Origin of the sequence: Bradyrhizobium sp. 137 (genome assembly GCF_023074095.1) — a bacterium.
In the GTDB taxonomy this organism is placed as follows: domain Bacteria; phylum Pseudomonadota; class Alphaproteobacteria; order Rhizobiales; family Xanthobacteraceae; genus Bradyrhizobium.
Window position 1 is genome coordinate 25,157 of sequence record NZ_JADPKU010000119.1, and the last position, 13,884, is coordinate 39,040.

Genomic DNA, 13,884 nt, shown 5'->3' on the forward strand with positions numbered 1-13,884 from the left:
GTATGGGCTGACTACGCCAGCTTGAGCGCGACGATCCCCGTCAGCACGAGTGCGATGCCCGCAAGCTTCACAGCGCTCAAGGTCTCGCCGAACAGCACGACGCCCATCAGGAACGTGCCGGCCGCGCCAATGCCGGTCCACACCGAATAGGCAACGCCGACCTCGAGCACTTTCAAGGCACGCCCGAGCAGGAAGACGAAGGCGGCAAGCAGTACGAGCGAGGCGATGCTCCAGCCTGCGCGCGTATATCCTTCCGCATATTTCATTGCGATCGCCCAGCCGACATCAAGCGCGCCGGCGATCACCAGCATGAGCCAGGCCGTGGACTGCGACATCGGCGTAGCCTCAGGCCGCGAGCTTCAAGAGATGCGCGTCGTGGCGCACCAGGAACGCCCGCAGCAATTGCGGATAGTCCGCGCCGACCGCAGAGCGCACGCTCGGACGCTTCGCGAGCTCGGCCCGCCACGCGCGGACCTTGGGCAGATCGTTGAAGATTCCGAGCTCAATCAATTCATCGAACACGTCGAAATAGCGGAAGATCGGGGCAAACACTGCATCCACGAGGCTGAACGCGTCGCCCGCGAAATACGGCCCTACACCAAGCGCGGCTTCCACGCGCGCGAATTTGGCCGCGAGCGCCTGGCGCTTGCTCTCGAATGTTGCCGGATCGGTCGTCGTCTCCAGCCCCCAGAGGTCGCCGAGGATCGCCGAGCCGAACTCCATCCAAGCGCGATGCTCGGCACGTTTCAGCGCATCCGTCGGGTGCAGCTTCGCACCGCCTTGTGTGTCTTCGATGTACTCGCAGATCACGTTGCTCTCAAACAACGCAACCTCGCCCTTGTCTGTCGCAACCACCAGCACCGGCACCTTGCCGAGCGGCGACAATTTCAAGAACCAGTCCGGCTTGTCAGCGAGATCGATATCGATCCGCTCGAACGGCACGCCCTTCTCCTTGAGCGCGATCACGGCGCGCTGCACGTAGGGGCAAAGCTTGTGACTGATCAGTTTGAGCGGAGCGGTCATGGTGGCGATCCCGACAGTTAAATGCAACTGCATCTAGATAGATGCAGATGCATGCACATGTCAAGATCAATGCACTTCCGTCAACTGCCCGTGATCTTCAAGGCCGTGCAATCACCCCACCCGTCATCGGCATCGGCACGCCCGTCGTTGCCGGATAGGATAGCGGCAGGCCCTTGAGGCCGCGCGCGGCAAGGAAACCGAAGGCCTGCGCCTCGATAGCGTCGGCGGCCCAGCCGAGCGTCTCCGCGGCCTCGACCGTCGCCGAGCCCACCCGCTCCCGGAGCATCCGCAGCATCGTGAGGTTGCGGGCCCCGCCGCCGCAAACGATCCAGCTGCGCGGTCGTCGCGGCAGCAGCGGTATGATGCGGGCGATCGCGGCCGCAGTGAACGCGGTCAGCGTCGCGGCGCCGTCGGCCGGTGCCATGTCGCCGAGCTTCAGCGCGGCAAAGTCGTTGCGATCGAGCGACTTTGGCGGCGGCGCTGCGAAGAACGGCAGCGCCAGTGCCCGCGCGATCCAGGCCTCATCAGCCTTGCCGAGCGCGGCGAACCTTCCCTCCGCATCGAACGCCTGGTTCATGGTGCGGTACATGAAGTCGTCGAGCAGCGCATTGCCGGGGCCGGTGTCGCAAGCGATCAGCGTGTCGCTGCCGTCGATATAGGTGATGTTAGAGACGCCGCCGATATTGATCACCGCGATCGGGCCCTCGCGCTCCAGCGAATTGGCGAGCGCCCGATGATAGACCGGCACGAGCGGCGCGCCCTGCCCGCCGGCATCGACGTCGGCGGCGCGGAAATCATACATGACCGGGATATGAATCGCCTTGGCCAGCGCCGGCCCATCGCCGATCTGCACCGTCAGCCGCTGTTCGGGCCGGTGCAGCACGGTCTGGCCGTGGAAGCCGACGATGTCGATGTCCTCCGGCCTCATCCGGTTCTGCGCGACGAAAGCGGCGACCGCCTCGGCATGGGCCTGCGTCACTGCGCGCTCAGCCTCGGTCAGGATCCCAGGCCGGGCATCACGTTGCCGTAGGTGCACGGCCTCGCTCAGCGCCTGGCGCAGCAGGTTGCGCTCGGCCGGACCATAGGGCCGGTAGCCGGTCGGTCCGAACGCCTTGACGTGCTTTCCGTCGGTTTCGATCAGCGCGACATCCACCCCGTCCAGCGAGGTGCCGCTCATCAGACCGAGTGCCGTCAACATCATGGACCAGCGTCCTCAAAGGCCCACCCTGGCATGCCGATCTTGTGCCAGAGGGACACATATTATAATGCCACTGCGCCAAGTGGCGGGTGGCAATCGAGTTCCCACGCAAGATCCTTAAATTGCTCCCAAAACAGTAAACCAAGAATTGTCAGGCACGCCGACAAATGACTGCATTCAAATCGGATTTCCTCAACACCCTGCAGGAACGTGGGTTCATCCACCAGTGCTCCGATTTCGAGGGGCTGGACGCGCTCGCCGCTAGGGGCGAGGCGACCGCCTATGTCGGCTACGATTGCACCGCCCCCTCGCTACATATCGGCAACTATCTGACCATGATGATGCTGCACTGGCTGCAGCAATCCGGCAACAAGCCGATCACGCTGATGGGCGGCGGCACCACCATGGTCGGCGATCCCTCCGGCAAGGACGAGACGCGCGCGATGCGCACGGTCGCCGAGATCGAGGCGAACAAGGCCTCGATCCGCGGCGTGTTCGCCAAGGTGCTGCGCTATGGCGAAGGCAAGAGCGACGCTGTCATGCTCGACAACGCCGAGTGGTTGACCAAGCTGAACTGGATCGAGATGCTGCGCGACGTCGGCCGGCATTTCTCGGTCAACCGCATGCTGACCATGGACTCCGTGCGGCTGCGCCTCGAGCGCGAGCAGGAGATGAGCTTCATCGAGTTCAACTACATGGTCTGCCAGGCCTACGACTTCGTCGAGCTCGCCAAGCGCACCGGCTGCCGCCTCCAGATGGGCGGCTCGGACCAGTGGGGCAACATCATCATGGGCGTCGATCTCGGCCGCCGCATGGGCACGCACCAGTTGTTCGCGCTGACGACGCCGCTGCTGACGACCGCGTCCGGCGCCAAGATGGGCAAGACCGCGCAGGGCGCGGTCTGGCTCAACGCCGACCAATTCTCGCCGTATGATTTCTGGCAGTACTGGCGCAACACCGAGGATGCCGACGTCGGCAAATTCTTGAAGCTGTTCACGACGCTGCCAATCAGCGAGATCAAGAAGCTCGAGACCCTCGGCGGCTCGGAGATCAACGAGGCCAAGAAGGTGCTCGCCACCGAGGCGACTGCGCTGCTGCACGGCCGCGATGCCGCGAACGAGGCAGCAGAGACCGCGCGCCGCACCTTTGAGGAAGGTGCGCTCGCCGAAAGCCTGCCGACTGTGGAAATTCCGCGTGGCGAGCTCGACGATGGTCTCGGCGTGCTCAGCGCCTTCGTTCGGGCGGGCTTGGTTGCCTCAAACGGCGAAGCCCGCCGCCAGATCAAGGGGGGCGGCCTGCGCATCAACGACGCCCCCGTCACCGACGAGAAGATGGCACTCTCGGTGGCCAATCTGACACCGGAAGGCGTGATCAAGCTGTCGTTCGGCAAGAAGAAGCACGTCCTCATCAAGCCTGCATAGGCGTATGAGCTTTTCGCTGCTTGTCAGGGCGCGGCGAAGCGCGCTCCTTGACCGGCAATGGACCAGAACACGCCCAGGCAGGCCGAGGACCGCGCAGCGGCTGCGCCGGGAGGTGCCGTGCGGACCGCGCTCGTCGTGCTCGCGCTGTGTTTCGCGCTGGCTGTCCTTGGCCGCGGCCTCAGCGAGAGCTTCACCGTCTTCCTCAAGCCCATCTCCGAAAGCTTTGGCTGGGATCGCGCGCAGGTCGTCTCGATCTATTCGCTGACCTGGCTCGTCAGCGGACTGACCGCGCCTCTGGTCGGGCGGCTATTCGACCATTCCGGTCCCCGCGTCGTCTATGCGCTCGGACTGTTCCTGCTCGGCTCGGCCTTCCTGATTGCGGGCCATGCGCAAGCGCTCTGGCAATTCCAGCTCTCGATCGGACTGTGTGTCGGGATCGGGGTCGCCTTCATCGGCAACGTGCCGAATTCGATTCTGCTCGGCCGCTGGTTCGGGCCGCGGCTGCCGACCGCGATGGCCGTGGTTTATTCGGCAATGGGCGGCGGCGTGCTGGCGCTGCTGCCGGCCTCGCAGCTCCTGATCGATCACATCGGCTGGCGCGAGACCTATCAGCTGTTCGGCTTCGCTGCGCTGGGCCTGCTGGTGCCGCTCATGCTGCTGCCATGGCCGCTGTTCGCTGCCGGCTCGCCGCACGTGACCAAGAAGACCGATCCAGATTTTGTTGACAACGGCTGGACGCTTGTTGGCGCCATGCGCCATCACGCCTTCTGGGCGCTGTTCTCGACCTTCTTCTTCACCGCGGTCGGCATGTACGCGATCGCGGCGCAGATCGTGGCCTATCTGATCGATGCCGGTTTCCCGCCGCTTCAGGCCGCGACTGCCTGGGGCTTCTCCGGCGTCGTGCTGGTGTTCGGGATGTTGGGGGTCTCCGCGCTCGACGGGCTGATCGGGCGCCGGCCGTCGGTGCTGCTGAGCTACGCGATCTCGATGCTCGGCATCTTCCTGCTCTGGCTCTTGCAGTATTATCCGAACATCATCCTGCTCACCGGTTTCGTCGTCTGCTTCGGCAGCATGATGGGCTCGCGCGGGCCGCTGATCACCGCAACCGCGATGAAAATCTTCCAGGGAAAACGGGTGGGCACCATCTATGGCACCATCTCGATCGGCAGTGGCCTCGGCTCAGCATTCGGCTCCTGGAGCGGCGGCCTGATCCATGACGCGACCCATGGCTACAACGCGCTGCTCGCCTTCGCACTTGCGAGTGTGGTGCTCGGGATGATTCCATTCCTGGTCGTGCCTGCCTTGCGACGGTAGGTTTCCCAGGGGTAACTTGAGTTCGTTTGCGTCACCGGAAAATTACGGATGGGCACGACGCCAACACAGGAAAAAATGCGGATCGCGCGCGACTGAGGGCGGAGCCTGCGGTGTTTTGTCCGACATGACGAAAATGTCAGCGCGGAATTGATCCTGATGGCTTGCGAGGCGGAATCGAATACGGTCCAAGTCGCGCATTGGATGGAGGGCACAAACCAATGAACTTTCCCTATCTCACTCGCTTTCAACCGGTTCTCCTGAGCCTGTTTCGCTTCATCACCGGCCTCTTGCTGTTCCAGTACGGCGTTGCGAAGATCTTCAAGTTTCCAGTGCTTCCTTACTTCGCCAACATCCCGCCGCTGATCTGGACGGCAGGCGCGATCGAGCTGGTGCTCGGTGCGCTCCTGATGCTCGGTCTGTTCACCCGCCTCGCGGCTTTCATTCTCTCGGGTGAGATGGCCTTCGCCTACTTCATGGGCCACATGTTCAAGGGCGAAACGCCGGTGTTCCTGCCGCTGCTCAACGGCGGCACCGCCGCCATCCTGTTCTGCTTCGCCTGCCTCTACCTCTCGGCAGCCGGCGGCGGCTCGGTCAGCGTCGATGCGGCGATGGGCAAGGAAAGCGATTCGACCGGCGGCGCCTACGCGCGGCGCTGACGCGCTCGCGGATTCGAAGGAAAGACAGGGCACCGGCGCATTTGCCGGTGCCGGCTCAACGCGCGCCCAGCACGTTCCAGATGAGAACGAGAGCCGCCACGAGCAGCACCGACATGATGATGCGGTGAACGAATCGACTCATTGCTGTCCCGGCAAGGCTCGGCCACACCAAAATCCAGCATCAATTCTTCCCGCGATTGGATGCGCCATGCGCAGGCGCGGCGCGTTTGCGCATGCGACTGCGAACGCCGCATGCATGGCAGCGCGTTGCCCGCGTCCGTTCATGATTGGTAAGAACTTCATGCTACCGACGCGAGCAATAACCACCATTCGTTGAGACCGTGATGCAACTGCTCAGTCATCTGAAGATCCGCACCAAGCTTGCCAGCATGGTCTGCCTCGCGGCGCTCACGGTCACGGCCATCATCGGGGTATCGGCCGTGCTGAGCAAGGGCCGCATGATGGAGGACCGCGTCCAGCAGATGCGGACGGCGGTGGAGCTCCTCTATAACTACGCGCAATCGCTCCAGGACGAGGTGACAGCCGGCAAGCTCACGCAAGCCGAGGCCAAGAGCTTGTTCCATCAACGCGGCCGCCGTATGAGTTTCAACGGCGGTCAAGGCTACCCGGTGGTCTATAATCAGGACACCTCCCTGGTCGTGAACGGCGCCAATCAGCAGCTCGAAGGCAAGATCACCGGCGCCAAGGATTCCAACGGCGTGTTGATTGCCGACGCCATCATCAGGGCCGGCACCGACACCGCGCAGGGTGGCGTGACCTCCTATCTCTATCCCCGCCCCGGCCAGACTGAGCCGGTCCGCAAGACCGTGTTCGCGCGCAGATTCGCGCCTTGGAACGTGACCATCAGCTACGGACTCTACGTCGACGACATCGACGCCGACGTGCGCGCGCTGACGCTGGAGCTCGCCGCCATCGGCGTCGGCCTGATGCTGCTGATGGCGATGCTGTCCTGGCTGATCGCCCGCGACGTGCTCGCCGCGCTGGACCGCCAGAAGAACCGCATGCATCAGATCTCGGAAGGCGCCATCGACAAGGCGGTCGAAGAGACCGACCGCGGCGACGAGATCGGCCGCATGGCCGAGACGCTCGAAGTGCTCCGGCAAACCGCGCTGACCGCGCGTAACCTGGAGGCCGAGCAGGTCGCCACCAAGGCCCGTAACGAGCAGGAGAAACGCGATGCCTTGATCGCGCTTGCCGACCGCTTCGATGCGTCCGTCGGCCAGCTGGTCGGGCTGATGGCTTCGGGCTCCGGCGAACTCGAGGCGACCGCCAAGTCGATGTCCTCCACCGCCGAAGGCACCAACCGCCGCGCCGCCGTGGTCGGCTCGGCCGCTACGGAGGCCAGCCAGCGCGTCCAGACCGTCGCGGCCGCCGCCGAAGAGCTCTCCTCTTCCATCACCGAGATCAGCCGTCAGGTCGCGCAGTCCGCCGAAGTCACCGGACGCGCGGTGGACAGTGCGCGCCGCACCGACACGATCGTGCGCGCGCTGTCCGACGGTGCCCAGCAGATCGAGCACGTCGCCGAGCTGATCTCCAGCATCGCGGCACAGACCAATTTGCTCGCGCTCAACGCCACTATCGAGGCTGCACGCGCAGGCGAAGCCGGTCGTGGCTTTGCCGTGGTCGCCTCCGAGGTGAAGTCGCTCGCGAGCCAGACCGCGGAAGCCACCCGCGAGATCGGGGACAAGATCGCCCAGATCCAGGGCGCGACCAAAGAAGCGGTGGACGCAATCGGCGGCATCACCGCCACCATCGAGGAGGTCAGTCGCATCGCGACCTCGATCGGCGCGGCCATCGAGGAGCAAGGTGCCGCCACCGCCGAGATCGCCCGCAGCGTGTCGCAGACCGCAGAAGCGACCCAGGAGGTCACGACCAATATCACCGCCGTTAGCACGGCTGCGAACGAGACCGGCAACGCTGCCGGCATGGTGCTCGCGGCCGCCTCGAGCCTCTCCAAGCAGGCCGAACAGCTCTCCGGCGAGGTCGGGACGTTCCTGGCTGGCGTGCGCGCGGCGTAAGTTTCCGACCCCCACATGCGTCATGCCCGGGACAGGCCCGGGCGTGACGGACTCTTGAGTCCCGCTTCTATCGCCGCGCCAGGCTGCAACCGCTCGACAGCTGCCGCGTCGAACCGGTCGACCCGTCGTTCGATTGCGACTGGAATTCCTCGAATGGCGAGTTCTGCTTGCCGGTGTTGAACTCGAAGATCTTGCGGAACAGGCCCGGCGCCATTGCCGAGATCGGATTGACGCGCATCACGGGCGCGGCCGGGGTGCCGACGACCTCGTAGGTCACGCCGATCAGCCCCTCGTTGTTGCCGCCGCCGAGGAAGATGCCGAACAACGGGATCTGGCCGAAGATGTTGTTGACGCCATACATCGGCACGAAGGTGCCGCTCATGCACACCTGGTTGCCGGGATAGTCAATCGAGCCCTCGATGGTGGCGCCGATCATCGGTCCCTTGACGACGCCGTCGCGGATCGTGAGCGCGCCATTCTGACGGGTGAACTCGGCGCGGAGCGCGCTGAAGGAGACGCCGTTGCCGGTGCCGTTGGGCGCGCCGGCAGCAACGCGCTCGAGCTGCGCCTCGCCCTTGACTGTGAAGTCGCGCACGTTGATGAGACCCTCGCGCGACGTGTTCGGCTCGGATGTCGGCGGCTCCATCGCCACCACCATCTGGCCGCCGACCGCCTTGGTATAGGTATCGGTGAAGCGCAGCAGCGCGCCGGCATCGTTGGTCTGGAGATAGATCACTTCACGGCTGCCCTGCGCGCGCCCACCGCGCAAATCGGCTGCCACCGGCGTATCACGGCCGATCTTGCCACTCAGCGTGAAGGCTTTGACGGCGCCGTTGCGTTTCGACATCTTGGCATCGACGCTGCGCATCGCCTCGCCGTTGAAGCCGGCGACGGCGCCGAGCTTCACGTCGATGTCGAAATCGATGTTCTTCAGCTTGTTCTTGGCATCGTCCTTGGAATTGCCTGAGATCGCCGACTTCAGGAAACCGCGGCCATCGAACACGTCGCCGCGCATGGTGCCGCGCACCACGCCGTCCTGGCTGCGCTCCACCTTCAACGAGGCCTTGTCGCCGTCGGAGGGCGAATAGGTCGGGAAGTTTGCGTTGATGAGGTCGCCATTCGCATCGATCTCGAGCGAGCCCTTGATCGAGGCGCCACCGCCCTCGATGACGATGTCCTCGAAACGCGTCGATTGCGCCGCCGGCACCACTTTGAAGCTGGCCTTGCCGGACTTGCCCGGCAGCTTGACCCAGCCGGGCAAGATGTTGTCGAGCTTCACCGAGGTCAGGTCGGCCTCGACGCCGAGCTTCGTCGTCTGATCCGCGCCGCTCGCGATCTTGCCCGACAGCTTGATCGGCAACGATCCACTCACGGCAGGGCTGAGATCGAACCCCAGGCGCGCGCGGCTGGCATCGTCCAGCGTCGCCTGCAATCTGACGTCCGCATCGCCCTCGGCCGGCTTGCGATAGTCGAGCGAGGCGGCCTGCCCGTTGATCTTGACGTCTCCCTTGACCTGATAGCCCTGGTTGCTCGCGATGATCTTGAGGTTGTTGGCCTCCAGCTTCTGGTTCATCACCAGCTTGTCGGCGGCAAAGCCGTTGAGCTCGGCTGTCACGGCATAGGTGGTGTCGGCCCTGGTCAGCTCGCCCTTGACCGGCATGCCGAGCTGGATGTTCGCCGAGAACGTCCCCTTGCTGGTATTGGGATCGACGACGGTCGAAGACAGATCGCTCAGGCGATCATTGGAGAGCATTTCGGCCGCCGCGGGCACCGGTCCGTCGACGCGAAATCTCGTGCGCGACGGCGACGGCTTGGGCGCCATGTCCGGCACCTCGAAAGTGAAGTCGGAGATCGTGATCTTGCGGCCGGCGGGCGTATCGGCAATGCCCTGCCCGATGTTCACGGTCGCAGTGCGGCCGGTCACGCGCGCCTTCAGATCGGCATCGTGCACCACCGGCATGCCGTCCACCGGACGCACCGCGACACCGCCTGCCACGATGTTGACCGATAGGCCGTCGTCGGGGATGGGAGGCCCCTTGCGCGGAAGGTTCTTCACCGGCGAGTTGACGCCGATCTCGATGCGCTGGAGCGTGCCGCGCTCGATCCGCTCGATCACCCATTCACGCAGCTCGGGAACGATCAATGTGGGCCACATCCGCTTCAGCGCGGAGGCCGACATCGGCGTTCCCGCAAAGCCGAGCGTCAGCCGCGGCTCGCCCGAATAGTCGATGGCACCGGTGCCGGCGACACCGATCTCGCCATTGCTGATATCGGCCTGCGTCAGCAAGAGGCGCTTGTGGTCAGTGTCGAAACGGAAACCGATCGCAATACGGTTGAAGACGAGCGGCGGCTCGTTGTCGATGCCACCAAGCAGGATTGAGCCGCCATTGAAGCCGAGCTGCCAGTCATTGGTGGCGCCATTCGGTGGCTCGAGATGCCCGAGCAAGGTCAGGCGGTTGGCGCCGGAGAGAATTTTGAACGGAGCGACCAGCACCCGCCGGTTCGCGTCCCACTCGACGTTGATCTCGGCCGAGTCGATCGCCATCGGATAATCGGGCGTGTCCGTGTCGATGATGTTGCCCGCGCCGACCGCAATCTTGCCGCGGAAGTAGGTCGGCACGCCGTCGCGGCCGAGTTCGCCCTTCAGCTCGCCCGTCAGCGGCAGGTCCGCGGTATAGGTGAGATCCTTGACCCGCAGCGCCAAGAGGATGTTGGAGGTCGAGACCTTGTCGGCGCGGATGTCGACCGAGCGCACGCCGTTCTCGGCCGGCCCGATCGTGGCGCGCAGCATCCACGGGCGCGCGCCCTCCTCGCCGAGACTGAGCGCGACGCCGCCACTGCTCGGGCGGCGCAGGCTGAGCGTGATGTTCTCGAACGACCATTTGCTGCCGCGCTGCTGGTCGTCGACGATCAGATTGCCGTTCTTCAGGCCGATCTCGTTGAGGTTCTGGCCGTCGAGGCCGGTCATGCTCAGACTGTCGAGCCAATCGAGGCCCTGAAGAATTCCGCTCTGTGCGGTCGCCTGGGGAGCAGCCTGGGATGGGTCCGGGCCCGCAGGCGCTGTGGCGAATGGCGGCGGCGGGACGCCATTGCGTGGGAATGTCGGCGGCAAGCCTGCCTCTTTCTTGGAGGCCACGCCGGTTGCCAGCGGCTTTGCGGTATCGCCGGCCGAGACCGTGACGGTGCCGTCAGGTGCGATGCGGATCGCGAGCTCGGCATCGACGAGATTGAGGCTTTCTGCGCGCAGGCGCCCCATGAGGAGACCCGTACCCGACAGCTTGACCTCGGCCTTCGGCGCACTGGCGACGATGGCGTGATCGCGGTCGCGGACGACGATGTCACGGATGCGGACGGCGATCCGGACCCGCCCCGCCCGCTCGATTTGGGTGCCGCCCACCTCTACGGTGTTGCCGTGGCCGATATTGTCCTCGATGGCGGCTGCCAGCCACGGCGTTGCAATGTCGAGATTGATGGGACCGGCGCCGAGCCGCCACCACAGCGTGCCGAAACAGCCGACGAAAATGACGACGAGGACGCCAACGACGACGGCCAGCCGCTTCAGCCAGCGGCCGCCGCCCAGCCAGCGACGCAAAGATCCAAACCCGTCACCGAGGCGATGGAAACCCGAATTGGAACGCGATAACAGCCGGCGCGCGCGATGGCCCGCCGCCTCCTCCTGATCCGGATCCCAATCGGCGTCATCCCATTCCTGCGGCTGTGATTGACCGCCGCGCCGATCGAAGTCCCGCGTGTAATCCTGGGGCGACTTATTCCTTGCCATTGCCTCTCGATACAGGCGTCCATCGTCGGATTGAGCGCCGCCGGGACCGCAGCCGTCGACGGGGAGCGAAGGCCCCTGCGCCGGCAATGCCGCCGTACTTCGAATATTCCTGCTGTTCGTCATTTCGCCCCGGCAGCGCGTTCAACGAGCAGTGGGGTGGTGCGTGGAATTCCTTGTAACCATACTCCGGCGTCGTCAGACTTGCCCAGCCGAGGGCGCGATTCCGGCACACCGGACGAGAGCTGCAATACCGCTTTGGTTGACCTGCCGAAAGCGACGAAAGGAAGGCGTATGTCCAAGAAATCCCAAAAGAAATCGTCCAAAACGCCCTCCGGCAGTCCGACGGCTAAAAAGAAGACCCTGAAAACGCGGGCAGCGACTCAAACAAGGTCCGCGAAAACACAGCGGACGCCGGCGAGCAAATCAACCAAGACCGTAGCAAAAGCAGGATCGCATAAGGCCGCCTCGAAACAGTTAAATTCTTCCAAGTCGCCCGCGGCGGCGAAGGTCGCCTTGACCGAGGGCCAGAAGGCTCCGGCCTTCCGTCTGCCCCGCGACGGCGGCGATGTGGTCACGCTGGCGGACTATGCCGGGCAAAAGCTGGTGCTGTTCTTCTACCCCCGCGCCGACACGCCCGGTTGTACCAGGGAGGCCATCGACTTCACCCGGCTGGCGGACGCCTTCACGGCTGCCGGCACGGCCGTGCTCGGCATCTCCGCGGATCCGTTAAAGGCCCAGGAAAAGTTCCGCGACAAGCACAAGCTCACCATTCCACTCGTCTCGGACGAGACGCACGAGATGCTGGAGGCCTACGGCGCCTGGGGCGAAAAGTCCATGTATGGCAAGAGTTTCCTCGGAATTCTTCGCACCACGGTGCTGGTCGGGAGCGATGGCAAGGTGGCCCGGATCTGGCGCAAGGTCCGGGTCGACGGCCATGCCGATGAGGTCCTGGAAGCGGCAAGAAGTCTTTAACCAGTCCTTTAAATTCGAATGTTCCCGTTTCCGGAAAATTAACCATGACCGGCCCAGATTGCTGCGGCAATTAGGCCGTACGGACTCATCCGACCGGCGCGGGAGTGCCGATGTCGAAAAGTTCTGCCCAATACTCGCAGTACCCCCAACATCATCCTCATCACCACGGACGGGCCTTCCATCGCCATCCAGCCGCCCCAGCGGCGGCGGTTGCGATTCCCCTTCCCGCGACCGACGACGCCTACACCATCGTCCATGCCGGCAAGCAAGTCCGCTTCGGACCCGTGGTGTTCTGGATCGTGGTCGGCACGGTCGTGCTGCTCGGACTGTGGTCGGCCGCCACCGCCACCTACTTCGCCTTCCGCGACGACGTCCTGACCCGGCTGATCGCCCGCCAGGCCGAGATGCAGTACGCCTATGAAGACCGTATCGCCGAGCTGCGCGCCAAGGTTGACCGCACCACCAGCCGGCAGCTGCTCGACCAGGAGCAGTTCGATCAGAAGCTCGACCAGATCATGAATCGCCAGACGGCGCTGGAATCCCGGGCGACGGCGCTCGGCGCCATGCCCGACGTGACCGGGTCGATCCCGCGCTCGACACCGCAGCGTGGTGACGCCGGCCAGAACGCAACCCAGGGCACGCCGAAGCCGTCGCCGATCAGCGACACCGTGATCTTCGTGGCGCCGCCGGATCGCGAAGCGCGGCTCGAGTCGCGCGCGCCGACCGTCGCGGCGCCGCCGACCAGCCAATTCGCCAAGAGCCAGGGCTTCGACAACGTCCTGGTCCGGCTCACGGCTTCGCTTGATCAGGTCGAGCGTCGCCAGATGGCGGCGCTCAACGCCGTTGAGGAAAGCATGGATTCACGCATGCGCCGGATGCGCGGCGTCGTCAGCGATCTCGGCCTCAGCCTCGCCACTCTCGAAGCCGCCGTACCGCGCACCGCAATGGGCGGGCCTTACGTACCCGTCAAATTGACGCCGAACGCCGGGCCGTTCGAGAAGCAGCTCTATCGCATCAACACCACGCGCTCCGAGTTGGACCGGCTCAATCGCACGCTGGCGCTGGTGCCTTATCGCAAGCCCGTCATTGGCGAGGTCGAGTTCACCTCCGGCTTCGGCGTGCGCAGCGATCCTTTCCTCGGCCGGCCCGCAATGCATACCGGGCTCGACTTCCGCGCCGCCACCGGCGATCCCGTTCGCGTCACCGCCAACGGCAAGGTGATTTCCGCCGGCTGGTCCGGCGGCTACGGCCGCATGGTCGAGGTCGATCACGGCAACGGGCTTTCGACCCGCTATGGCCATCTCTCCGAGATCAACGTCAGGATCGGCGAGGTCGTCAAGATCGGCCAGGTGATCGGTCTCGTTGGTTCGACCGGCCGTTCCACCGGTCCGCATTTACACTATGAGACCCGCATCGAGGGCGAAGCGGTCGATCCGCAGAAGTTTCTGCGCGCCGGCGTGCGGCTCAGCGCGGGCTAACG

General features: G+C 64.7%; 10 protein-coding genes. 6 read left to right on the forward strand and 4 right to left on the reverse strand.

The window, feature by feature from the left end; translation table 11 throughout:
- Window positions 1-11 precede the first annotated feature (11 nt).
- The 3 genes from IVA78_RS29775 to IVA78_RS29785 all read right to left on the reverse strand — a co-directional run bounded on the left by IVA78_RS29775 (window position 12) and on the right by IVA78_RS29785 (window position 2,224).
- Window positions 12-335 carry a multidrug efflux SMR transporter gene (locus IVA78_RS29775; RefSeq protein ID WP_247277222.1) on the reverse strand — a complete coding sequence of 108 codons (324 nt, stop codon included), beginning with the start codon at window positions 333-335 and terminating at the stop codon, window positions 12-14.
- Between the two features lie 10 nt (window positions 336-345).
- The gene (locus tag IVA78_RS29780; RefSeq protein WP_247277223.1) at window positions 346-1,023 is read right to left on the reverse strand and encodes a glutathione S-transferase family protein; all 678 of its coding nucleotides are present in this window, start codon (window positions 1,021-1,023) and stop codon (window positions 346-348) included.
- A 97-nt stretch (window positions 1,024-1,120) separates the two neighbouring features.
- Window positions 1,121-2,224 (reverse strand): anhydro-N-acetylmuramic acid kinase, encoded by a 1,104-nt coding sequence (locus tag IVA78_RS29785; protein ID WP_247277224.1) that lies wholly within the window; start codon window positions 2,222-2,224, stop codon window positions 1,121-1,123.
- Between the two features lie 164 nt (window positions 2,225-2,388).
- Between IVA78_RS29785 and tyrS the strand changes: the two genes are divergently transcribed.
- The 4 genes from tyrS (at window position 2,389) to IVA78_RS29805 (ending at window position 7,651) form a co-directional block, all read left to right on the forward strand.
- On the forward strand, window positions 2,389-3,642 hold the full coding sequence (gene tyrS / locus IVA78_RS29790; RefSeq protein WP_247277225.1) for a tyrosine--tRNA ligase: 1,254 nt from the start codon (window positions 2,389-2,391) through the stop codon (window positions 3,640-3,642).
- 57 nt (window positions 3,643-3,699) lie between these two features.
- Complete coding sequence (locus IVA78_RS29795) at window positions 3,700-4,956, forward strand: MFS transporter (RefSeq protein WP_247277226.1); 1,257 nt, start codon at window positions 3,700-3,702, stop codon at window positions 4,954-4,956.
- A 218-nt stretch (window positions 4,957-5,174) separates the two neighbouring features.
- Window positions 5,175-5,612, forward strand: a complete 438-nt coding sequence (locus IVA78_RS29800) for a DoxX family protein (protein WP_247277227.1) — start codon at window positions 5,175-5,177, stop codon at window positions 5,610-5,612.
- A 344-nt stretch (window positions 5,613-5,956) separates the two neighbouring features.
- Window positions 5,957-7,651: a methyl-accepting chemotaxis protein gene (locus tag IVA78_RS29805; protein WP_247469092.1), complete on the forward strand. Its 1,695-nt coding sequence runs from the start codon at window positions 5,957-5,959 to the stop codon at window positions 7,649-7,651.
- Window positions 7,652-7,718: 67 nt separating this feature from the next.
- Here the strand turns inward: IVA78_RS29805 and IVA78_RS29810 are convergent, their stop codons facing one another.
- Complete coding sequence (locus tag IVA78_RS29810; protein WP_247449163.1) at window positions 7,719-11,555, reverse strand: DUF3971 domain-containing protein; 3,837 nt, start codon at window positions 11,553-11,555, stop codon at window positions 7,719-7,721.
- Between the two features lie 168 nt (window positions 11,556-11,723).
- On the opposite strand from IVA78_RS29810, the gene IVA78_RS29815 reads away from it, so the two are divergent.
- Together IVA78_RS29815 and IVA78_RS29820 are read left to right on the forward strand one after the other, a co-directional pair.
- Window positions 11,724-12,404: a peroxiredoxin gene (locus IVA78_RS29815; RefSeq protein WP_247277230.1), complete on the forward strand. Its 681-nt coding sequence runs from the start codon at window positions 11,724-11,726 to the stop codon at window positions 12,402-12,404.
- A gap of 110 nt (window positions 12,405-12,514) precedes the next feature.
- Window positions 12,515-13,882: a M23 family metallopeptidase gene (locus IVA78_RS29820; RefSeq protein WP_247277231.1), complete on the forward strand. Its 1,368-nt coding sequence runs from the start codon at window positions 12,515-12,517 to the stop codon at window positions 13,880-13,882.
- Window positions 13,883-13,884: the final 2 nt, after the last annotated feature.